Below are 21,121 nucleotides of genomic sequence, written 5' to 3' on the forward strand. Positions count from 1 at the left end.
ACAAAAAAGCCCCTGTCACGGTTGAAGTGACAGGGGCTTTTTCATGCCCGGAGATCAAGCCCGATCGCGAATCAGCAATGGCTTGAGGTAATGACCGGTGTGAGACTGCTTCATCTCGGCCACTTCCTCCGGCGTACCGGTGGCGATGATCTGACCACCCTTGGAGCCGCCCTCCGGCCCCAGATCCACCAGCCAGTCGGCAGTCTTGATCACGTCCAGGTTGTGCTCGATCACCACTACGGTATTGCCGTGGTCGCGCAGGCGATGCAGCACGTCGAGCAGTTGCTGGATATCCGCGAAGTGCAGACCGGTGGTCGGCTCATCGAGGATATACAGAGTTTTGCCGGTGTCGCGCTTGGACAGCTCGCGTGACAGCTTGACCCGCTGCGCTTCACCACCGGACAGCGTGGTTGCCGACTGCCCGAGCTTGATGTACGACAGGCCCACATCCATCAACGTCTGTAGCTTGCGTGCAAGCGCCGGTACCGCGTCGAAGAACTCCCGCGCCTCCTCGATGGTCATCTCGAGGGTTTCGTGGATGCTCTTGCCCTTGTATTTGATCTCAAGGGTTTCGCGGTTGTAGCGCTTGCTCTTGCACACATCGCACGGCACGTAAATGTCCGGCAGGAAGTGCATTTCCACTTTGATCAGACCGTCGCCCTGGCACGCCTCGCAGCGACCGCCCTTGACGTTGAACGAGAAACGCCCCGGGCCGTAACCACGGGAGCGCGACTCGGGTACACCGGCGAACAGTTCGCGGATCGGTGTGAACAGCCCGGTGTAGGTCGCCGGGTTGGAACGCGGCGTACGGCCGATCGGGCTCTGGTCGATATCGACGACCTTGTCGAGATGCTCCAGGCCCTTGATGCTGTCGTGCGCGGCCGCTTCCAGCGTGGTCGCACCATTGAGTGCAGTAGCGCTCAATGGGAACAGCGTGTTGTTGATCAGCGTCGACTTGCCGGAGCCGGAAACACCGGTCACGCAGGTCAGCAGGCCGATCGGGATTTCCAGATCGACGTTGCGCAGGTTGTTGCCGCGCGCGCCCTTGAGCGACAGCGTCAGCTTCTTGTTACGCGGCGTGCGTTTGGCCGGCACTTCGATCTTCACCCGCCCCGACAGGTATTTACCGGTCAGGGAATCCGGGTGCGCCATGACTTCGGCCGGCGTGCCTTCAGCCACGATCTGCCCGCCGTGCACCCCGGCGCCCGGCCCGATATCCACCACATAATCGGCCAGACGAATCGCGTCTTCGTCGTGCTCGACCACGATCACCGTGTTGCCGATGTCGCGTAGGTGCTTGAGGGTGCCGAGCAACCGGTCGTTATCGCGCTGATGCAGGCCAATGGACGGCTCGTCGAGGATGTACAGCACCCCGACCAGACCTGCGCCGATCTGGCTGGCCAGACGAATGCGTTGCGCCTCGCCGCCGGACAGGGTGTCGGCGCTGCGATCCAGCGACAGATAGTCGAGGCCGACATTGACCAGAAATTGCAGGCGCTCGCGGATCTCCTTGAGGATCTTGTCGGCGATCTCGCCACGCCGCCCGGTCATCTTCAACTCGCCGAAGTATTCGCAGGCATCGCCAATCGGCAGGTTGGTCACTGCCGGCAGGGTTTTCTCGCCAACCCACACGTGCCGCGCTTCACGGCGCAGACGAGTGCCGCGGCAATCCGGGCAAGCCTGGGTGCTGAGAAACTTGGCCAGCTCTTCGCGCACGCTGGCCGATTCGGTTTCGCGGTAGCGACGCTCAAGGTTCGGCACGATACCTTCGAACGGGTGCGAACGTTTGACGATGTCGCCGCGGTCATTGAGGTACTTGAAGTCGACATTCTGCGAGCCGCTGCCGTGCAGGATCTGTTTCTGCTGTTCGGCGGTCAGCTCGTTGAACGGCTTCTCAAGACTGAACTTGTAGTGCGAGGCCAGTGAGCCGAGCATCTGGAAATAATAGACGTTACGCCTGTCCCATCCGCGAATCGCGCCCTCGGCAAGAGTCAGTTCACCATTGACCAGGCGCTTGATGTCGAAGAACTGCTTCACGCCCAGGCCATCGCAGGTCGGGCAGGCGCCGGCCGGGTTGTTGAAGGAGAACAGCTTCGGCTCAAGCTCGCTGATGGCATGGCCGCAGATCGGGCAGGCAAAGCGCGCGGAGAAGATCATCTCTTCACCTGGCTCATCGTCCATCGGCGCGACCAAGGCAATGCCGTCCGCCAGCTTCAGTGCGGTTTCGAACGATTCGGCCAGACGCTGCTGCAGGTCGGCGCGGACCTTGAAACGGTCGACGATCACATCGATCGAGTGCTTCTTCTGTTTATCCAGTTTCGGCAGTTCATCGAGTTCGCAGATGCGACCGTTGACCCGCGCACGGACGAAGCCTTGGGCGCGCAGCTCTTCGAACACTGACAAGTGCTCGCCTTTGCGCTCGCGGATCACCGGCGCCAGCAGCATCAGTTTGCTGCCCTCCGGTTGCGCCAGCACCAGGTCGACCATCTGGCTGACGGTCTGAGCTTCCAGCGGAATATCGTGATCCGGGCAGCGCGGCGTACCGACGCGTGCATACAGCAGACGCAGGTAGTCGTAGATTTCGGTGATGGTGCCGACCGTGGAACGCGGGTTGTGCGAGGTCGACTTCTGTTCGATGGAGATCGCCGGCGACAAACCTTCAATGGTGTCGACGTCGGGTTTTTCCATCATCGACAGGAACTGTCGGGCGTAGGCCGACAGGGATTCGACATAGCGGCGCTGACCTTCGGCGTACAGCGTGTCGAAGGCCAGGGACGACTTGCCGGATCCGGACAGGCCGGTGATGACGATCAGTTTGTCCCGTGGCAGGGTCAGGTCGATGTTCTTCAGGTTGTGGGTACGGGCCCCACGTATCAGGATCTTGTCCAAAGTGGCCTCGCTCGGCGGGCGTCGAAAACGTAGGAGTATACGGGCAAATACTGGATGGATGCACACTATCAAACGAAGGGTTTTTTACCTTGCATGAAGAGAGTTTCATCTATACGCGTCATAGCGTCGCGATATACCCCGTCTTTCGATGGGACTGGTAGAATCGCCGCCGGTTCACACGAGGTTTTTCCATGCACGATCCCCACAGCGAACGCATGAGTAGCGGCGAGACCCGCGCAGCGAGCGGTCTGGCCCTGGTGTTCGCCTTCCGTATGCTTGGCATGTTCATGGTGTTGCCGGTACTGGCGACCTACGGCATGGACCTGGCGGGAGCGACCCCGGCCCTGATCGGGCTGGCGATTGGCGCTTACGGCCTGACCCAGGCGATTTTCCAGATTCCGTTCGGGATCATTTCCGACCGTATCGGCCGGCGGCCGGTGATTTTCCTCGGGCTGGTGGTCTTCGCCCTTGGCAGTGTGCTGGCGGCTCAGGCCGATTCGATCTGGGGCGTGATTGCCGGACGCATCCTGCAGGGCGCCGGGGCGATTTCCGCTGCGGTCATGGCACTGCTTTCCGACCTGACCCGTGAACAACACCGTACCAAAGCCATGGCCATGATCGGTATGACCATCGGTCTGTCGTTCGCCGTGGCCATGGTGGTCGGGCCGTTGCTGACCCGCGCGTTCGGCCTGTCCGGACTGTTCCTCGCCACTGGCGGCATGGCCCTGTTCGGCATCGTCATCGTGATGTTCATGGTGCCGAAATCCACCGGGCCGCTGAGCCATCGTGAATCCGGAGTGGCGCGTCAGGCCTTGATGCCGACGCTCAAACATCCCGATCTGCTGCGCCTGGACTTGGGCATTTTTGTGTTGCACGCGATGCTGATGTCGAGCTTCGTCGCCCTGCCGCTGGCGCTGGTGGAAAAGGCCGGGCTGCCCAAGGAGCAGCACTGGTGGGTTTATCTGACTGCGCTACTGATCTCTTTCTTCGCCATGATCCCGTTCATCATCTATGGCGAGAAGAAACGCAAAATGAAACGAATTTTGCTCGGCGCCGTCCTGACGCTGATGTTCACTGAGCTATTCTTCTGGCAGTTCGGTGACAGTTTGCGGGCTCTGGTGATCGGTACGGTGGTGTTCTTCACCGCGTTCAATCTGCTGGAAGCTTCGTTGCCGTCGCTGATCAGCAAGGTTTCACCGGCAGGCGGGAAGGGCACGGCCATGGGCGTGTATTCCACCAGCCAGTTCCTCGGTTCGGCGCTCGGCGGGATACTTGGCGGCTGGCTGTTTCAGCATGGCGGTCTGTCGGTTGTGTTCCTTGGATGTGCGGGTCTGGCTGCCATCTGGCTGGCCTTTGCTGTTACCATGCGCGAACCTCCCTACGTGACGAGCCTGCGCTTGCCGTTGTCGCCCGAGGCGATCCGCGAAGCGGGTCTGGTCGAGCGCCTCAAGGCCCTCGTAGGGGTAACAGATGCAGTGATAGTTGCTGATGAAGCAGCTGTTTACATCAAACTGGACAAAGAATTAGTGGATCGCGACACCCTCGAACGCCTGGTGAACAACCCGGCCGGGGCTGCTTGCGAAGCCTAGGAGAACGTTATGGCCCGTGGGGTTAACAAAGTCATATTGGTCGGCACTTGCGGCCAGGATCCCGAAGTTCGCTACCTGCCTAACGGTAACGCCGTGACCAACCTGAGTCTGGCAACCAGCGAACAGTGGACCGACAAGCAAACCGGTCAGAAGGTCGAGAAGACTGAATGGCACCGTGTTTCGATGTTCGGCAAGGTTGCGGAAATCGCCGGCGAATACCTGCGTAAAGGTTCGCAGGTGTACATCGAAGGCAAGCTGCAGACCCGCGAGTGGGAAAAAGACGGTATCAAGCGTTACACCACCGAAATCGTGGTCGACATGCAAGGCACCATGCAACTGCTCGGCGGCCGTCCACAACAGGGCGACCAACAAGGCGGTGGCAATAACTACCAGCAGCAGGCGCCACGTCAACAGGCTCCGCGTCCGCAACAGTCGGCTCCGCAACAGCGTCCGGCCCCGGCTCCACAGCAGGCTGCACCGCAACCGGCTCCGGATTTCGACAGCTTCGATGACGACATTCCGTTCTGATTCGTTGCTGCATCCGCGCTGAATAAAAAAGGCCCGTCGTTCAAAACGACGGGCCTTTTTTGTGGCGCAAGGTCCGCGATTACCACTGATCTCCTGTGGGAGCGGGCTTGCTCGCGAAGGCGTCGGGTCAGTCAAAGCATTTGTTGAATGGCAGTCCGCTTTCGCGAGCAAGCCCGCTCCCACAAATGCGGGTGTGTGGTTCAGTCGAGGATCAGGTGCGGTAGAAACCGGCTGGAATCCTTGGTGATCAGACTGTTGTCTTCGCGCACGCCGATCCCCGCCGCCTGATCACCAATCACCCACGAGCCGATCAGCGTGTAGCTGTCGTCGAACTTCGGCAAAGGCGCAAATTCCTGCAGGATGAATGGCGCATCGGTGTAGGGCCCGTCTTCTTTGACGATCAGACCTTCTGCCGTTTGCAGTTCGATATTCGCGCCTTCGCGGGAGAAGTACGGTTTGCGTACCCAGCCCTTGGGCACCGCACTGGCCGGATTCGGATCAAGGTGCGCCGCGAGCAGATTCGGATGCCCCTTGTGCAGCTCCCACAGCAAAGGCAGCGCGCCTTTGTTCGACAGGATCGACTTCCACGCCGGTTCGAAGAACTGCGTATCGCTTTCGGCGATTGCTGCACCGAATGGCTCGTGGAAAATAAATTCCCAAGCATGCAGCTTGAACAGGTGCGGGATCCAGCGATCCTCAAGGTCGACGAAGCGACCCTCGGCGGTCAGGCCGATGTCTTCGATGTCGATGTGCCGGGATTCGATGCCGACCTTTTCCGCGATCAGGCGCAAGTAGTCGGTGGTCCCCTTGTCTTCGACCGAGTCTTTCATCGACGCAAAGTAGAACGGCCGCTTGAGCTGCAACTCGGCAAACGCCTGGTGCAGCTTGGTATCGATGCTGTTGAACTGGTCAGCATGGCGCGGCAGCATCCCGCGCTCGATGCACTGCTCCAGCCAGCCCCACTGAAACGCCGCTGCCTCATAAAGGCTGGTCGGCGTGTCGTAGTTGAGTTCCAGCAGCTTCGCCGGGCCGTTGCCGCTGTAGGAAAAGTCCATGCGCCCGTAGAGATGGGGATGACCTTCCAGCCAGGAAGTGCGGATCATGTCGTAGTACGGCGCCGGGATGCTCAGGCGATCCAGCAGCTCTTCGCTGTGCACCACGCGGTCGACCAGGTCCATGCACATCTCGTGCAGTTCGGTGGTCGGGTCCTCCAGATCATTTTCGATCTGCGCGAGCGTGAACTGGTAGTAGGCGCTTTCGTCCCAGTACGGCTCGTCGTCGATGGTGTGGAACAGAAAGCCGAGGCTTTCGGCCGTCTGTTTCCAGTCGGGGCGCTCGGCGCAGTGGATCTTTTTCATGATCAGCTGCTCGAACTGCCCCAGCCGCCCCAACCGCTGCGCGCGGAAGACTGGCTGCCGAAGCCGCCGCGGGACGTCGACGAAGCGACGTTGACCGGTTTGCTCCGGGTGCTGTCGTAGCGGGTGTCGGTGCGGGTAGCCGGTGCCGATTCGATTCTGCGGTACTGCGTCGAAGTGTTGTAGGTCTGGCGCGTATCGCGATCGCGATAGACCGTGCGATTGGCGTTGTTGCTCATCGCATTGCCGATCAGCCAGCCCGTCAGCCAACCGTTGCCGCCGCCGGACGAGTGAGAAGTACTTTGTACGTTCTGCGCGGCGGCGGCTTCACCGGCAGGCATCTGCGCATTGGCAAGCGCATTCAGGTCCTGTGGCGCCTCGCCGTTCTGCGGCACCTTGAAACCGCCGAGCTTCGGCACGAAGCGGCCATCGGAGTTTTTCTGGCACCAGTCGGCGGCAAAGTCTGCGTCGCACTTGGCCTTGTCATCGTAGGCCGGCGCAATACGTCGGTGTTCGGTCAATGCCGCGACGTAGGCGGTGGAGCAGACGTCGGCGGCCACTTCGGCGCCGACGCACTCCTCGACAGATTGGAAGCGTTGCTGCTCCTGCGCGGTAACCTCGCCGGAAATCGCCAGCGCCACCGAAGCGGCGAGGGACAGTTGAACGTACTTGCTGCGTTTCATCGAAGGCTTCCTGCCGATCAGTTGGACGGGGTCATGCACGCGGCGTTGAGCATTCCGACGCTGATAGCCACCGCGGCCACGTAGATTCCCGAGGCAATTTCACCGTTGGCGATACGCTGCGACGTGCCCTTGAGCACCAGGCTTGTGGCGAGGAAGGCCAGCAGTTGCACCACGGCAGCAATCACCGCCCACAGCACGAAATCGAGGACGTTGACCGAAAACGCGATGACATTGCTGGCCGGAATCGCGAAGCCAATGATCGCGCCCGCCAGAGCGATGGCGGCAGCGATGTTGCCGGAGCGAATCAGCTCGAACTCTTTGTGTGGCGTGATACGGGTGTAGACGAACTGAAACAGCATGAACAGCAGCACGGCGCCGATCAGGTAGACGACGAAACCGACCAGTGCGGTCTTGTTCAGGGAAACGGCCAGCACTTCCAGCATGGAAAACTTCCTTTTTTAAATGGTGCTCAAATCAGTCGTGTACAGCGAAATGCCCAGCGAGGTACTCAGGCTGACGGTGCCTTCCTCGTCCTGTTCGACGGAGAACAGCAGCAGTTCGCGGCGATCGGTCAGGCCGGTCTCGCGCGCGTAAAGCATAGAGTGGTGTTCGATGGTGTAGCTCTCGTCCGGGTTGACCACATGTTCGGTCATCGGTACGAGTTCGGTCTGGCCTTGTTCGGTGCCCCATTCGCGGCTGTACTGGACGCTGTCGTGGGTGTAGATCGGCAGGCCGATCGGGCTTTCGGGGCCGGCCAGGCGCTGCAGCTCGGCGTCACTGTTGACGGTCACGTAGCTGAGGTAGTTGAACAGGGTGACCGACTCGATCTGGTCGTCACCGGTGACGTGGATCTGCAGCCAGAAGTCTTCGTTGTTGAGATAGTAGCGATGCAGCTTGTTGGATTGGCCGAGGTCGATCCAGCCGGCGCTCCAGATTGCCTCTGCAGCCGGAACCTGTACCGAGGTGCTGCCATCAAGCAGCAAGGCCAGGGTCGAATCGAATCGCACGCCTTTGCCTTGTGCCATCCCGAGTGGGCCACTGGCAACGGTTGGCGTTGGCGCAGCGGTCTGCCAGTTGCTGGTGCCCAGCAAGTCTTTGAACCATCCCATGGGTACATTCCTTGAGGCGGGTGGAGGTGTTCGTCGTAAAAAACGCCGCCAGTGTACCGGGCCGGGCGACGAACGACACGCCGTAAACCATGTGGGAGCGGGCTTGCTCGCGAAGGCGGTGTGTCAGGCAGCTAAAGTAATGACTGACAAATCGCTTTCGCGAGCAAGCCCGCTCCCACAGGTTTTTGTGCAAACGCTTACTGCGCGGACTTCTGCTTCAGACGCTCGAGGATCGCATTGGCGCTGCCTTCGTTCGGCGTGATGCCGGCGTCGCGCAGTTTGCGTTCCAGGTCATTGCCGGTCGAAGCGTCAGCCAGTTCATCGGCGGCACTCAGCTCGGCAGCGCGTTGCTGCTGCTTGGCCTGCAGACGGTTCAGCGTGCCGACGGCGGTTTCTAGCTTGCCGTTGGCACCGCCGCTGGCGATGGACGCGCTGACCTGCGCCTTTTGCACGCTTTCACGGGCCTTGGCCATGTCCACCTGCTGGCGCAGGCTTTTGATCCGCGACTCGGCCTTGGTGATGTCCTTGCGCATGTTTTCGGCGTAGGTGCCGAATTCGTCGCTCTGGGCTTTCTCGGCGGTCAGGTCGTTGGTCAGGGTCGAAATCGCTTCGGCCACTTCCATGGCCAAGTCTTCGCGGCCGGCGTTCAGCGCGGAAACCGCCTTGGCTTCCAGATCCTTGATCTTGGCGTCGTACTCGCTCACGCGGTCAGCGGCCAGTTTGTGCTTGGCCATGATAGTGACCAGCTCACGACGGGCATTCGACAGCGCGGTGTCGGCGTCGCGGATTTCCTGGTCGAGGATACGCAGGGCCTGTTGGTCGACGATCGCTTCGCCGACTTCATTGGCGCCGCCGCGCAGCGCGGTGAACAACTTGCTCCAGATGGACTGAGTCATTGGATATTCCCTGTTGATTACTTGAAGAAGTGTTCGAAGGCTTCGCTCGCGCGCTGCACGTTGTCGACCAGGGTTTTCACCTCGGTGACGACGTTTGTCAGGCTCGAGTCGGCGCTGAGGGCGCCAAACATGTTGTAAACGGTCTGACCATTGGGCATCGACTCGATGCCGATCGACGACAGCGGGAACATTTCCCGGCTGCGCAGCACGGCGTCGTTGAAGGCGCGCACGTCAGTGATCGAATCGATATCCACCAGCACGGTGTCGACGATGATCTGCTGACCGGCCACGGCGATGTGAATCGGCAGACCGCCGAATTCGTTCATTTCCAGCCTGATGCTGGGTTCGGAGCTCTGGATCAGAGACAGCGTGATCTCGTGCGAAGCCACCTCGTCCAGTGCCTTGAGGGCGTTGAAGAGGCTATCGATGTTCCAGTTGTTGCCTGCGCTCATGTAATTCTCCGACATGAATGAGCCAGCCAGAATCGGTTGGCGTAGCTGTTGCTCCATCTGCTTGAGCAAGCTTCGGTTTTCCGGAAGCACCCAAGTTTCGTGTTTCACATAACCGGCGGCAGCCAGGCCCGCGCGCATCTGCTTCATGTAGAAGCTCGACGGTTTTTTCGCGGACGGTTTCGAGCGCTCTCCCTTTGGGCTCTCTGACGCAACAGTGGGGGAGCGGCTTTTCATGGCAATGACTCCGTTATGAACATCTCACGCGTGAGCCACACTACAGCCAATTCAAAGTGCCATCAATGGCTCACGCGTGAGATCTTTTTGACCTGTCGAAATTTTTGATGAGGTGGTGGTCGCAAGCGTTGTCCCGGGTGGGAGTGTGTTTCTGATGAAACACTGATGTTTATGGTCTGGAAGGCGAATTTGTTCTCAAGTTTCTCGCAGTGATTTTTTATTGTTTAAGTATTGAAGATAATTCCTACATTGTTTTTCTATGTTTCCGTAAGAAGTAATGGCGGCACTTCGTAAAAGCGTAGGAAGTGTATTTTACGTGAGTAATATTAAGAAACAAGGTGAGTTCGCAACCACTGAAAACTTATTCTAGTTTTGGGGTGTGCACATCTTCACCCCGGTGGAAACAGCTTCACCACCGGCCCTTCAACTTTTGAGGAAATCATTATGACTTTCGAAAAAGCATCTTCCGCTGGCGATTCTCAGATCGGCTGATCTGATCAGTAAGAACCGGGGCCTTAATGGCCCTGGTTCTTTATCAAGTTGTTTTAATAGCGATTGAGGCTCGAATATGAAGCTTTGTCTTAAACCGACGATTATTCCGTTCAAACTTGATGGTCAGGTCGTTTTGCGCTTTAACGGTCAATACGCAAAAATCCCCGACCCCCACGGTGCTGTCTGGGAGTTCGCCAAGGCACTTGATGGCCGTACACCCTATGAGGAGTTGATTACCCAGGTGGCAGGCCGTTATCCCGCGGTGGATCAGGACGAAATCCGAAGCGTCGCGCAAGATCTGATAAAATACCGGCTGGTCGAGAGTCCGGATGCCTTTGAGACTACTTCTCTTTCGGATCATGATCGCATCAGATTTTCCCGCAACATCGACTTTTTCGGGTCGATGGCGGCTGTGGGCGAGAACAAGTTCACCCCCCAGGAAAGACTGCGCATGGCCAAGGTCTGTGTCCTGGGCTGCGGCGGTCTGGGCACCCATATTCTGTTCGACCTGGTAGCGCTGGGTGTCCACCATCTGACGATCCTCGATTTTGACACGATCGAGTTGAGCAATTTGAACCGGCAGATCCTTTACAAGGAAGCCGACGTCGGCATGCCGAAGGTTGCAACGGCCAGGCGCAGGTTGCTTGAATTCAACAGTCACCTCGACATTACTGCTCACGAAACCCGCCTGCAGTCGGCGCAAGACGTCGCCGGCATCGTACGCGGCCACGATATTGTGATTTGTGTCGCCGATAAACCCGCGAACTACATGGCCGACTGGCTGAATGAGGCCTGTGTTGAACAGGGCGTACCCTTCATTTCAGGCGGGCTTGATGTACGGCGCTCGGTGTTTTATTCGGTGGTGCCTGGCTCCTCGGGCTGCGGTGCTTGCTGGCTGACGTCGGCGCGTAACAAGAGCAGCCTGGTGAACAGCGTTTCGACCATGGCCAAACAGCACGACATCACTTATGAGCATCCCGGCCCGGCTCTTGTGACTTTGGTGGCTGTCACCGCCGGGATGATGGTCAGCGAAACAGTCAAGATCATCACCGGCTGCCAACCGCCACAATTGACCAACAAGCTCAAGGAATTCACATTCGACGACCTGAACGTCAGCGTTGCTGAAGTCTGGCAGCAGAATCCGGACTGCACGGTGTGTGGACATCTCGCGAACGGGCAACGGTCGCGGCAGGCGGAGACTGTCTAGATGTTCAAACTCCTGGCTTCCTATGCCATCACGTCCATCTGTTCATGGGCCATCGCGTTTCTGATCCCGCTTTATGTTTATGAGCAGACCGGCTCCCCAGTCTGGACGTCGCTGGCTTTTTTCGCCGCGATGGCGCCCTACATACTGGTCACGCCCTTCGCCGGTGTGTGGAGTGATCGCTACAGCAAACGGCGTTTTCTGATCGGCGGTGATCTGATCAACATCGTCACCGGCTGCCTTATATATGCTGCTGTGAGTACGCTGTCCGGGAGCAGCTTGAGTATCACCCTGTTATTGCTGAGCTTTCTGCTGGCAAGCGTCGGTGCCACTCACCACCCGGTTTTCCAGAGTATCGCGCCAGCGCTGATTGAAGGCCCCAAACTTCATCGGTTCAATGCGATCGTCAATGCCAGTGACAACATCATTCGCATCGTTGCACCAATCAGCGTTGCAGCCTTGCTGTCCTTCAGTACCAAGGAGCAGTTGCTGATTGGCAGCATTGTCGGATTTGCGCTATCCCTGCCGCTTTGCTTCTTGCTGAAAGAGCAGGGTAAGCCTGCGCCTGCCACCACGCGGGTATTCACGGAAATCAAAGCCGGACTGCTGTATGTCATCCAGCAGCGAGAACTGTGTTCGTTTGTCATGCTGTTCTTTTTCTGCAATTTCGGTTTTGCCTTGATCGGTGCCAGCCTTGTTTATGTCTACACCACGCTACTGGCCGTGCCATTGAGTGATGTCGGCTATTACTACGGGCTCATTGGTGCAGGTGCCGTCGCCGGATCAGCTATGGGGGCGTTTCTGGTGAAGAGATATCCGGCCGGCATTCTTATCCGTCGAAGCTGTTTGCTGGCCGGGGTGTTCACGCTGATGGGGGCGATGGCCAACGATCCGTGGTCACTTTCGGCACTATGGGCGCTTTCTACCGGTTGCCAATCCGTGGTGGTCATCGCTTTTTTCACCTATCGCCAGCAAGTGGTTCCGCAAACCATTCTGGGGCGAACGGTGGGAGTTACACGGCTCATTGCCTACCTCGCGATTCCTCCCGCGAGCCTGCTGAGTGGATGGCTGTTACTGCATTTCTCGAGCAGCGCTGTGATTCTTGCGTCAGGCGGTCTGTGCATCATTTTCGCCTCTCTATGTGCTTACTTTCTGGCCAGGTTTGAGCGCCCGGTCATTTACAGTGACGCACAATGAATACGGTTTTGTAAGTTTTTCGGGGTTTCGGAATAACTGGAAAGTTTCGATCAGTTGGATGGCTGATAAAGAATTAAAAGGAATTTAAAGTTGGATGAAAACAAAGAGTTGAATGGCGGCGATAGGGTGAAGGTCATTAAATTCATAACTGGAGGCACATTATGGGACGAATGGCTGGACGCTGATGCGTTAGATGGATTGGTTAATCATGAACTGTTGCTGGCAATGCAAGACGGTCATGTTTCTCTGCAGGGGATGCGTTACTTTCTGATCCAGCATCATTACTACTCGCGAAACTTTACCCGCTTTCTGTGTGCGATCATCAATCGCCTCGAATCCCTTGACGACATCAAATTGCTGATGGAAAACATGCAGGAGGAAATGGGCATTGATGGTGACAACAAGCTCACACATGCCGAGCTGTTTCAAAGGTCGCTACGGATCCTGGGCACCCATCCCTTGGCTGAATTGCCTTTACCTCAGACCGTGGATTTCACCCAATGCATCATGCAGCTTTGCCGCAGTGAAAATCCTGTCGAGGGCCTCGCAGCGCTCTGCCTGGGAGCCGAAGCCATTGTGCCGCTGATTTACAAACCGATTCTGCTGGCACTGGAGGGACTGAATGTCAGTGAGGAAGGCCTGGAGTTCTTTCGCCTGCATATCGAAGAGGATGAGGACCACGCGATAACCATGCTGGGAATTCTGCAACGCCTGACTAACCAGACTCCTGAAGCCAAGCGGCTTGCGATTCAAACCGGGCGTCAGGCTATGCTCAAACGTTGTGTCATGTTCGATGCCATCTGGAAGGAAGTCAGTCAGCAGTAGTCGGCGTCCCGTTTCGTGCAAATTGCCGCGGATTCGCTGGCAGTCGTGCAGTTTGAAACAGGCCCGATGCCACCATGCTTGTTCCAAGCGATTGAATCATTGGGCATTCCCGGCGCCAGGCGATTGGCCTGATCTCTGCACTTCTCTCATTACATTCATCAATTGGCTTGAAGGGGGACGCATGACCCCGATGTCGAGCAGGAAAGTGGTCGTCGCCCATTCGGTTCGGGCCGGGGCGCCGCAACATGAAGTGCAGACCAACAAGGCACTTGCCCGCTGGCTGGCGCAGATTCTGGGGCTCAGCTTCGGCGGAAGCTTTGACCCGCAGAAGCATCGCGGTCGCGATTTGTATTGGCTGCCGACCCAGACCATTGTTGGCCCGGCCAGCGCGCGTAATCTGGGGATCAGGGGTCCCGGCGATTTGTGGGGCGGGTACGTCGAACACGATTTCATTTGCACCAAAGCCATCAGCCACGGCTTGCGCAGTCATCTGGCTCACGCGCCACAAGGCTGGGCGCCGCAATTCTCCGAGCGCGTTCGCGATGTGGTGCTCGACGGCTTGACGGTGTTTGCCGTGGAAGATGCGCGACCCGCTGCCGAGCATCTGCTGTACAGCGGACCGATCCGCCTGAAGCCGATTCACGCCTGTGCCGGTCGTGGCCAGGAAGTTATCAACAGCCTCGACGCGTTCGATGAAGTACTGGCCCGTGCAGAAGCGGAAGCGTTGTTTCGCGATGGCGTGGTGCTCGAACAGGACTTGAGCAAGGTCTTCACCCACAGCGTTGGCCAGTCATTCATCGGCGACAAAGTGCTTAGCTACTGCGGTGATCAATACTTGACCAAGGATGCCCATGGCGAAGACGTCTATGGTGGTTCGAATCTGTTGGTAGTGCAGGGCGGCTACGAAGATCTGCTGGCGCTGGACTTGCCGGATGACGTGCGACTGGCCATCAAGCAGGCGCAGATTTTCGACCGGGCGGCGGATGAGGCTTATCCAGATTTCTACGCCTCGCGGCGCAACTACGACATTGCCCAAGGCCTGGACAGCAATGGCAAACCCCGCAGCGGGGTGCTCGAACAATCCTGGCGCATGGGCGGTGCCAGCAGCGCTGAATTGGCCGCGTTGCAAAGCTTCGTCAATGATCCGCAGATGCCCGCGATCCGCGTGTCGACCGTAGAAACCTATAGCGATCAAAGCCTGCCGGCGGACGCCATCGAAATCTATCGCGGGCCAGCGGAGAACAGCGACTTCCTTCTCAAATACGTAACGGTCAAATCTTATGACGGCTAGAAGCGAAAGCATTCAGATCGACATTGATGATGAACAGATGAGCGGGACGTTTCTCAGTCCAAAATCGAAAGTCCCCGGCGTGTTGTTTGTGCACGGTTGGGGCGGTAGCCAGGAGCGTGATCTTGAACGCGCCAAGGGCATCGCCGGTCTCGGTTGTGTATGCCTGACCTTCGACCTGCGCGGCCACACCGGTGGCACGGGCATTCCGCTGACGCGGGTGACGCGCGAAGACAACCTGCGTGACCTGCTCGCAGCTTACGACCGCCTGCTGGCGCATCCCGCGCTCGACACCTCGGCGATTGCGGTGGTTGGCACCAGTTATGGCGGTTACCTGGCTTCGATCCTCACCTCGTTGCGTCCGGTGCGCTGGCTGGCGCTGCGGGTACCGGCGCTGTATCGCGACGAGCAATGGCACACGCCCAAGCGTGAACTGGACAAGGCCGACCTGCGCGACTACCGGGCGATGTTGGTCCGTGCAGACAGCAACCGTGCATTGCACGCCTGTTCACAGTTCACCGGGGATGTGCTGCTGGTGGAATCGGAAACCGACGACTACGTGCCCCACGCGACGATCATGAGCTACCGTGCCGCCTGTCAGCAGACGCATTCGCTGACGCACCGGATCATCGACGGCGCCGACCATGCCTTGAGCGAGCCGGTTTCGCAGCAGGCCTATACTTCGATTCTGGTGGACTGGATTACCGAAATGGTTGTCGGTGAGCGGTTGAGCATTATTCAGTCCACATGATTTGTGGTGTCTCTTCGGACGCCTTCGCGAGCAAGCCCGCTCCCACATTTGGAATGCGTTCTACCTGTGGGAGCGGGCTTGCTCGCGAAGGGGCCATCAGCCATAACCACAAACTCAGGACGGCGTCTTCTCGATCCGCAACGCCTTCGCCTTGGCCTCGACCAGCAAATACATCACCACCGTAATTAACAACGGCAAAAGAAAATAAATCGCCCGATACGCCAGCAACCCCGCCACCAGACTGCCCCGCGAAGCCTCGTGCTGCAGCAGCGCGACGAACACCGCTTCCAGCACCCCGAGCCCCGCCGGAATGTGCGTGATGACTCCGGCAATCGCGCTGATCAACAGCACGCCGAGCACCAACGGATAATCCAGTTTGCTCGGCAGCAGAGTGAAAATCACCGCCGCCATCAGCGACCAGTTCAATGCACCGAGCAGCAATTGCAGGACGGCCATGCGCAGGGATGGCAGGTTGATTTCCACCCCGCGAATCGACCATTCGCGGCGCTTGGAAAACTGGCAAGCGGCGAGGTAACCGGCACTCACCAGCAACAGCAACACACCGATGCCCTGCAATGCGCCACTACTGATTTTCCAGCCCGGCGGCATGCTCACCAGGCCGCTGCTGAACACCACGCCGGCAATCGTCATGTAACCGAACCAGTTGGTGGCCAGGCTCAGACCGAGAATCTTGGCAATGTTGCTTTTGCTCACCCCCAAGCGCGAATACAGCCGATAGCGCATGGCGATTCCGCCGACCCAGGCACTGAGATTGAGGTTGAACGCATAACTGATGATCCCCACCGGGAGGATCTGTTTCCAGGTCAGGTCCTGGCGAATGTAGGTGCGGCCGATCAGGTCGAAACTGGCGTAGGTGAGAAAGCTCAGCAGGGTCAGGCTGGCGGCGATGATCAGCGTGCGCACCTTGAAGTCAGCCAGGGTTTGCAGAACTTCCGCCCATTCGATACGGGTGGCGAACATCGTCAGCAACACGATCAGCGCGAGGAAGAACAGCAACGTCAGTGGGCGTTTCCAGCGACTCCATCGAGAGTGAGTGGCGGGCGCAGACTGTGCGTGGGAATGGCTCATGAGGTGCGCCCCCGAAACGGCTTGAGCCGCGGTTTGTGCGCCGGCAACCAACCGGCCATTGACGGGAAATGCCGCAGGAAGTGAAACACCAGAAACCCTACGGTCATGTGCCAGATCCGTCCTCGCGGGGACATGCTGGCGTCCATGGCCTTGCAGTGGTTCTGGCTCAGGTCTTCGAGGCGCTGAAACAAATGCTGATTGAACGCGCGATCGCGGATCAGCACGTTGGCTTCCAGGTTCAGCGACAGGCTCAGCGGGTCGAGATTGCTCGAGCCAACAGTGCTCCATTCCTCATCCACCAACGCGACTTTGCCGTGCAGCGGGCGCTGGCAATATTCGTGGATCTGCACGCCGGCCTTGAGCAGGTAGTCGTAGGTCATGCGCGCCGCCAGTTTGGCCACCAGCATGTCCGGTTGACCTTGCAGGATCAGCCGCACCTCGACGCCGCGGCGCGCGGCGTTGCGGATCTCGCGCAGCAGGCGGTAGCCGGGGAAGAAATAGGCGTTGGCGATCACCACCCGGCGTTTGGCCCGGCGCAATGCGTGCAAGTACACATCTTCGATGTCGGTGTGATGCTGATCGTTGTCGCGAAACACCAGACGTACCTGTCCGTCGTGATCGTTGAAAGCCATGTCCGCCCGGCGCTGACGCCGGCGCTGCCACCAGAACCGTGCGCGTCCCGGACGACCACTTTGCAGCAGGGCGAAGTGATGGATGTCAGCGACCGCCGGCCCCTGAATCTGCACCGCATAATCCTGTTTCGCCTCGGGGCCGAAATCGGCTAGGTGATCGCCGGAAAAGTTGATCCCGCCAATGAACGCGATCAGTCCGTCGACCACCACAATCTTGCGGTGCAGGCGGCGGAACCAGTTGGTGCGAATGCCCAGGTGCTTGGGCGCCGGGTCAAACATTTGCAGATGCACGCCCGCTTCGCTCAGTGCGGCGAGATAACCGGTGGTCAACTCGCCGCAACCAAAACCGTCGAGGCTGACAGTGGTGCGCACGCCACGCCGCGCGGCGTCGATCAGGATCTGCTGCAACTCTGCACCGACCTTGTCTTCGAAAACGATGAAGGTCTCCAGCAGAATTTCACTCTTCGCCGCACGCATGGCGTCGAACACCCGGGGGAAATACTCCTCGCCGTTTTCCAGCAACTCGACGCGGTTATTGCCCTGCCAGCCGTACTCGACGTCGACATGCCCGGGCTCGCGCACCGGCGGGTTGATGCTGATCGGTTCCACGGCGGATTTCTCCAGCGGTGCGCTGCTCATAGTTCGATCTCCACCGATAACGGGACGTGGTCGGAAAGGTGTGACCAGGGCCGGTTGGCCAGGACTTTCGGTTGGCTGGCCTTGAGGTTGCGCACGTAGATGCGGTCCAGGCGCAGGGTTGGCAGACGCGCCGGAAAGCTGCGCGCCGGTTTGCCGTGGTGCTCGGCGAACACCTCGCGCAGGCCGCAGGGTTCAAGCAACGCGTCGGCGCGCTGGCGCCAGTCGTTGAAGTCACCGGCGACGATCACCGGCGCGTTATCCGGCAGCTCCGCCAGACGCTCGCCGAGCAGTTTCAATTGCGCATTACGATGGCTTTCGCGCAGACCCAGATGCACGCAGATCGCATGCACTTCGACGCCATCGCCGGGCAGGCGCAGCACGCAATGCAGCAGCCCGCGGTTCTCGTGGCCGCTGATCGACACGTCGAGGTTGTCGTGGCGGATGATCTGGAATTTCGACAGCAACGCATTGCCGTGATCGCCCTCCGGGTACACCGCGTTGCGCCCGTAGGCGAACTGCGGCCACAGGCTGTCGGCGAGGAACTCGTATTGCGGCATCGTCGGCCAGTTGCTGTAGCGCTTGGGATGATGTTCGTGGGTGCCGTGGACTTCCTGCAGAAACACCACGTCGGCGGCCACGCTGCGCACCGCTTCGCGCAACTCCGGGAGGATGAAACGTCGGTTGAGCGCAGTGAAACCCTTGTGGGTGTTGACCGTCAGCACGGTGAAACGACGCACCGACACTTCGACGCTGGTCTGCTCGTCGGTGAACCCGACCGGCTCTGGAATACTCATGCCAGCACCCCTTCGGCAGCCGGTTCACCGGGGGTGGTGGCGAGCGTTTTATCCAGCTCGAATCGGTGGAGCAAGCTGCGCGCGTCGTAGGGCGCGCGGACTTTGATGTCGTTGTCGAAATAGCAGAACACTTCGCGGGATTTGCGCGCCCGCGGCTTGAGGCGCGGCGCGATCAGATGCGCATCGCCCGGTTGCCGGCCGTGATGCCAGGCGTCGATGCGTTCAGCCCATTTGTTCAACGCGGCGTCGGTGTAGCCGCTGGCGTACAGCTCTTCGGCGCCGTGCAGGCGCAGGTAGACGAAATCGCTGGTGAGGTCTTCGCGGTACGGCCATTTGCCGGCGGTGTCGGCGATCACCAGAGCGGTGTTGTAGCGTTTCAACAGCCGCACAAAGTCGGGGTCGATGAAGGTGTCGTTGCGGATCTCCACCGCATGACGCAGCGGTTTTTTGCGCCAGGCTTTGAGGCTGGCGTGGCCGTGCAGATGTGAATCGTGCTGGCGGGCGAGAGCGGCGGCCGTTTCAGTGTCGTGGGGTAATTGAGCGAGAAAGTGCTCGAAACGCTCGGGGTCGAATTTGAAGTTCGGCGGAAACTGCCAGAGGATCGGCCCGAGCTTTTCCTTGAGCTCCAACACCCCGGAGGCGAAGAAATTCGCCAGCGGCTTTTCGATCTCGCGCAAGCGCCGGACGTGGGTGATGAAGCGCGGCGCCTTGACGCTGAACACGAAGTCGTCCGGCGTTTCGCTGTACCACTGGGCATAACGTTCGGGCCGTTGCAGGGCGTAGAACGATCCATTGATTTCGATGCTGTTGACCGCCCGCGAAGCGAACTGTAATTCGCGCTTCTGCGTCAGTCCTTTCGGGTAGAAATCCCCGCGCCACGGAGCGTAGCGCCAGCCGGAAATACCGATGTGAATCGTTGCCATGCCGCCCTCCCGTTGTCAGTCCTCGTACAGCCTGTGTCTGTTGATGACTGCGGGCGGTTCGGGAAAGTTTCGGTGGCGTTACGGACGGTACATCCCTGAGAGCAACACAAAGCTAATGTGGGAGGGGGCTTGCTCCCGAAGGCGGTCGTTCAGTCAACATCAATGGCGACTGATACACCGACTTCGGGAGCAAGCCCCCTCCCACAGGGTTACTCAGTGGCCCGTGAATACTCGGCCTTGAGCCGGTTCGGCATAGGCCGGACCGAGCCGATCCAGTCGACCGCTCCATGCGGTGAGTGCCAGCGCCACCAGCACCACCAGACCACCGATCCACGCCGTATGAATCAGGCCCAGATGTTCGACGATCAATCCGCCGCCCCACGCCCCACCGGCAATCCCGAGGTTGAACGCAGCAATGTTCAGCCCGGATGCCACGTCCACTGCCCGCGGTGTGTGATGTTCAGCCTGACGCACCACATACACCTGCAACCCCGGCACGTTGCCAAACGCCACCGCGCCCCACACCAGCACCGTGGCCAGCGCCAGCCATGGATTGGCGGCGGCGAAGGTCAGTACGAACAGCACCGCCGCCAGCAGGGCGAAGATGATTTTCAGGGCGCTGATCGGCCCGCGCTTGTCCGCCAGTTTGCCGCCCCAGATATTGCCGACCGCCACCGACACGCCGTACACCAGCAACACCAGGCTGACGGTGCCGGCGCTGAAACCGGAGAGGTCCTGCAGGATCGGCGCGAGGAAGGTGAAGGCGATGAACGAGCCGCCGTAACCGATCGCGGTCATGGCGTACACCAGCAGCAGACGCGGTTGTTTCAGCACTTGCAGTTGCTGCAGCAAGGACGCCGGTTTGCTGTGGGCGATGTTGTTCGGCACATACAGCAGGCTGCCAATGAAGGCGATCACACCCAACGCCGAGACGGCGAGGAAGGTTTCGCGCCAGCCGAAATGCTGACCGATGAACGTGCCCAGCGGCACGCCGGTGACCAACGCCACAGTGAGGCCGGTGAACATTATGGCAATCGCGCTGGCAGCTTTTTCCTTGGGCACCAGGCTGGTGGCGATGGTCGAGCCGATAGAGAAGAACACCCCGTGGGCCAGACCGGTGACGATCCGCGCCAGCACCAGCGATTCATAACCCGGCGCCATCCACGCCAGCAGGTTGCCGAGGGTGAACAGCACCATCAGCGACAGCAGCAACAGTTTGCGCGGGACTTTGCCGGTGAGGGCGGTCAGCACCGGCGCGCCAATGGCAACGCCCAGTGCATACAGACTGACCAGCAGCCCGGCGGACGGCAGGCTGACGCCGAGATCGGCGCCGATGGTGGGCAACAGGCCAACGATGACGAACTCGGTCGTCCCGATGGCGAATGCGCTGAGAGTCAGCGCGAGCAAGGCAATGGGCATGACAGCACTCCGGTAGAGGTTTGAATGGAGCGCAGTGTCGGAGTTTGGGTTGTGCGGAAAAATACAGGGTTGGGCATTTGATATTTGCTGCTGGCGCAAATATCCACGGAGTGCTGTGAATTCTGTGGTGAGG

19 protein-coding genes are annotated in these 21,121 nt (G+C 59.3%); 7 read left to right on the forward strand and 12 right to left on the reverse strand.

What is annotated here, in order from left to right; all coding sequences use genetic code 11:
- Window positions 1-54: 54 nt before the first annotated feature.
- On the reverse strand, window positions 55-2,889 hold the full coding sequence (gene uvrA, locus CRO59_RS18525; RefSeq protein ID WP_027614251.1) for an excinuclease ABC subunit UvrA: 2,835 nt from the start codon (window positions 2,887-2,889) through the stop codon (window positions 55-57).
- A 191-nt stretch (window positions 2,890-3,080) separates the two neighbouring features.
- On the opposite strand from uvrA, the gene CRO59_RS18530 reads away from it, so the two are divergent.
- Window positions 3,081-4,478, forward strand: coding sequence for an MFS transporter (locus CRO59_RS18530; RefSeq protein WP_097089410.1), 1,398 nt, complete (start codon window positions 3,081-3,083; stop codon window positions 4,476-4,478).
- A 9-nt stretch (window positions 4,479-4,487) separates the two neighbouring features.
- Window positions 4,488-5,006 carry a single-stranded DNA-binding protein gene (locus tag CRO59_RS18535; protein ID WP_007966163.1) on the forward strand — a complete coding sequence of 173 codons (519 nt, stop codon included), beginning with the start codon at window positions 4,488-4,490 and terminating at the stop codon, window positions 5,004-5,006.
- Between the two features lie 200 nt (window positions 5,007-5,206).
- On the opposite strand, the gene CRO59_RS18545 is transcribed toward CRO59_RS18535, so the two are convergent.
- The 6 genes from CRO59_RS18545 to CRO59_RS18570 all read right to left on the reverse strand — a co-directional run bounded on the left by CRO59_RS18545 (window position 5,207) and on the right by CRO59_RS18570 (window position 9,735).
- Complete coding sequence (locus CRO59_RS18545; protein WP_027614249.1) at window positions 5,207-6,364, reverse strand: glutathionylspermidine synthase family protein; 1,158 nt, start codon at window positions 6,362-6,364, stop codon at window positions 5,207-5,209.
- A 2-nt stretch (window positions 6,365-6,366) separates the two neighbouring features.
- Complete coding sequence (locus CRO59_RS18550; RefSeq protein ID WP_027614248.1) at window positions 6,367-7,044, reverse strand: DUF1190 domain-containing protein; 678 nt, start codon at window positions 7,042-7,044, stop codon at window positions 6,367-6,369.
- A gap of 17 nt (window positions 7,045-7,061) precedes the next feature.
- Complete coding sequence (locus CRO59_RS18555) at window positions 7,062-7,487, reverse strand: DUF350 domain-containing protein (RefSeq protein ID WP_095139066.1); 426 nt, start codon at window positions 7,485-7,487, stop codon at window positions 7,062-7,064.
- A gap of 15 nt (window positions 7,488-7,502) precedes the next feature.
- Complete coding sequence (locus tag CRO59_RS18560; RefSeq protein WP_097089409.1) at window positions 7,503-8,153, reverse strand: DUF2491 family protein; 651 nt, start codon at window positions 8,151-8,153, stop codon at window positions 7,503-7,505.
- Between the two features lie 197 nt (window positions 8,154-8,350).
- Window positions 8,351-9,049 (reverse strand): PspA/IM30 family protein, encoded by a 699-nt coding sequence (locus CRO59_RS18565; protein WP_097089407.1) that lies wholly within the window; start codon window positions 9,047-9,049, stop codon window positions 8,351-8,353.
- 17 nt (window positions 9,050-9,066) lie between these two features.
- The gene (locus tag CRO59_RS18570) at window positions 9,067-9,735 is read right to left on the reverse strand and encodes a YjfI family protein (protein WP_047602485.1); all 669 of its coding nucleotides are present in this window, start codon (window positions 9,733-9,735) and stop codon (window positions 9,067-9,069) included.
- A 568-nt stretch (window positions 9,736-10,303) separates the two neighbouring features.
- On the opposite strand from CRO59_RS18570, the gene CRO59_RS18575 reads away from it, so the two are divergent.
- From CRO59_RS18575 to CRO59_RS18595, 5 genes are all read left to right on the forward strand, one after another.
- Window positions 10,304-11,434 (forward strand): ThiF family adenylyltransferase, encoded by a 1,131-nt coding sequence (locus tag CRO59_RS18575; protein WP_097089405.1) that lies wholly within the window; start codon window positions 10,304-10,306, stop codon window positions 11,432-11,434.
- Window positions 11,435-12,628 carry an MFS transporter gene (locus CRO59_RS18580; RefSeq protein ID WP_097089403.1) on the forward strand — a complete coding sequence of 398 codons (1,194 nt, stop codon included), beginning with the start codon at window positions 11,435-11,437 and terminating at the stop codon, window positions 12,626-12,628.
- Window positions 12,629-12,718: 90 nt separating this feature from the next.
- Complete coding sequence (locus tag CRO59_RS18585) at window positions 12,719-13,453, forward strand: TenA family transcriptional regulator (protein ID WP_097089401.1); 735 nt, start codon at window positions 12,719-12,721, stop codon at window positions 13,451-13,453.
- A gap of 181 nt (window positions 13,454-13,634) precedes the next feature.
- Window positions 13,635-14,744, forward strand: coding sequence for a DUF3182 family protein (locus CRO59_RS18590; protein ID WP_027614240.1), 1,110 nt, complete (start codon window positions 13,635-13,637; stop codon window positions 14,742-14,744).
- Entirely contained in the window at window positions 14,734-15,492 is a 759-nt protein-coding gene (locus CRO59_RS18595) for a S9 family peptidase (RefSeq protein WP_097089399.1), read from the forward strand. The genes CRO59_RS18590 and CRO59_RS18595 overlap by 11 nt, the downstream gene beginning before the upstream one ends.
- A 114-nt stretch (window positions 15,493-15,606) precedes the next feature.
- Here the strand turns inward: CRO59_RS18595 and CRO59_RS18600 are convergent, their stop codons facing one another.
- The 5 genes from CRO59_RS18600 to CRO59_RS18620 all read right to left on the reverse strand — a co-directional run bounded on the left by CRO59_RS18600 (window position 15,607) and on the right by CRO59_RS18620 (window position 20,988).
- Window positions 15,607-16,581, reverse strand: coding sequence for a lysylphosphatidylglycerol synthase domain-containing protein (locus CRO59_RS18600; RefSeq protein ID WP_097089397.1), 975 nt, complete (start codon window positions 16,579-16,581; stop codon window positions 15,607-15,609).
- The gene (gene clsB / locus CRO59_RS18605) at window positions 16,578-17,852 is read right to left on the reverse strand and encodes a cardiolipin synthase ClsB (protein ID WP_027612951.1); all 1,275 of its coding nucleotides are present in this window, start codon (window positions 17,850-17,852) and stop codon (window positions 16,578-16,580) included. Before clsB ends, CRO59_RS18600 begins: the two co-directional genes overlap by 4 nt.
- Window positions 17,849-18,646 (reverse strand): endonuclease/exonuclease/phosphatase family protein, encoded by a 798-nt coding sequence (locus CRO59_RS18610; RefSeq protein WP_027612950.1) that lies wholly within the window; start codon window positions 18,644-18,646, stop codon window positions 17,849-17,851. Before CRO59_RS18610 ends, clsB begins: the two co-directional genes overlap by 4 nt.
- Complete coding sequence (locus CRO59_RS18615) at window positions 18,643-19,569, reverse strand: DUF72 domain-containing protein (protein WP_097089395.1); 927 nt, start codon at window positions 19,567-19,569, stop codon at window positions 18,643-18,645. The genes CRO59_RS18610 and CRO59_RS18615 overlap by 4 nt, the downstream gene beginning before the upstream one ends.
- Window positions 19,570-19,782: 213 nt before the next feature.
- Window positions 19,783-20,988, reverse strand: coding sequence for an MFS transporter (locus CRO59_RS18620; RefSeq protein ID WP_097089393.1), 1,206 nt, complete (start codon window positions 20,986-20,988; stop codon window positions 19,783-19,785).
- Window positions 20,989-21,121: the final 133 nt, after the last annotated feature.

It is taken from the genome of Pseudomonas sp. LAMO17WK12:I5 (assembly GCF_900215165.1).
Taxonomy (GTDB): domain Bacteria; phylum Pseudomonadota; class Gammaproteobacteria; order Pseudomonadales; family Pseudomonadaceae; genus Aquipseudomonas; species Aquipseudomonas putida_A.

Excerpts from the sequence above, each read along its gene's own strand:
- CRO59_RS18530 (WP_097089410.1), top strand. The coding sequence starts at position 3,081 with ATGCACGATCCCCACAGCGAACGCATGAGTAGCGGCGAGACCCGCGCA.
- CRO59_RS18535 (WP_007966163.1), top strand. The coding sequence starts at position 4,488 with ATGGCCCGTGGGGTTAACAAAGTCATATTGGTCGGCACTTGCGGCCAG.
- CRO59_RS18545 (WP_027614249.1), bottom strand. The coding sequence starts at position 6,364 with ATGAAAAAGATCCACTGCGCCGAGCGCCCCGACTGGAAACAGACGGCC.
- CRO59_RS18550 (WP_027614248.1), bottom strand. The coding sequence starts at position 7,044 with ATGAAACGCAGCAAGTACGTTCAACTGTCCCTCGCCGCTTCGGTGGCG.
- CRO59_RS18555 (WP_095139066.1), bottom strand. The coding sequence starts at position 7,487 with ATGCTGGAAGTGCTGGCCGTTTCCCTGAACAAGACCGCACTGGTCGGT.
- CRO59_RS18560 (WP_097089409.1), bottom strand. The coding sequence starts at position 8,153 with ATGGGATGGTTCAAAGACTTGCTGGGCACCAGCAACTGGCAGACCGCT.
- CRO59_RS18565 (WP_097089407.1), bottom strand. The coding sequence starts at position 9,049 with ATGACTCAGTCCATCTGGAGCAAGTTGTTCACCGCGCTGCGCGGCGGC.
- CRO59_RS18570 (WP_047602485.1), bottom strand. The coding sequence starts at position 9,735 with ATGAAAAGCCGCTCCCCCACTGTTGCGTCAGAGAGCCCAAAGGGAGAG.
- CRO59_RS18575 (WP_097089405.1), top strand. The coding sequence starts at position 10,304 with ATGAAGCTTTGTCTTAAACCGACGATTATTCCGTTCAAACTTGATGGT.
- CRO59_RS18580 (WP_097089403.1), top strand. The coding sequence starts at position 11,435 with ATGTTCAAACTCCTGGCTTCCTATGCCATCACGTCCATCTGTTCATGG.
- CRO59_RS18590 (WP_027614240.1), top strand. The coding sequence starts at position 13,635 with ATGACCCCGATGTCGAGCAGGAAAGTGGTCGTCGCCCATTCGGTTCGG.
- CRO59_RS18595 (WP_097089399.1), top strand. The coding sequence starts at position 14,734 with ATGACGGCTAGAAGCGAAAGCATTCAGATCGACATTGATGATGAACAG.
- CRO59_RS18600 (WP_097089397.1), bottom strand. The coding sequence starts at position 16,581 with ATGAGCCATTCCCACGCACAGTCTGCGCCCGCCACTCACTCTCGATGG.
- clsB (WP_027612951.1), bottom strand. The coding sequence starts at position 17,852 with ATGAGCAGCGCACCGCTGGAGAAATCCGCCGTGGAACCGATCAGCATC.
- CRO59_RS18610 (WP_027612950.1), bottom strand. The coding sequence starts at position 18,646 with ATGAGTATTCCAGAGCCGGTCGGGTTCACCGACGAGCAGACCAGCGTC.
- CRO59_RS18615 (WP_097089395.1), bottom strand. The coding sequence starts at position 19,569 with ATGGCAACGATTCACATCGGTATTTCCGGCTGGCGCTACGCTCCGTGG.
- CRO59_RS18620 (WP_097089393.1), bottom strand. The coding sequence starts at position 20,988 with ATGCCCATTGCCTTGCTCGCGCTGACTCTCAGCGCATTCGCCATCGGG.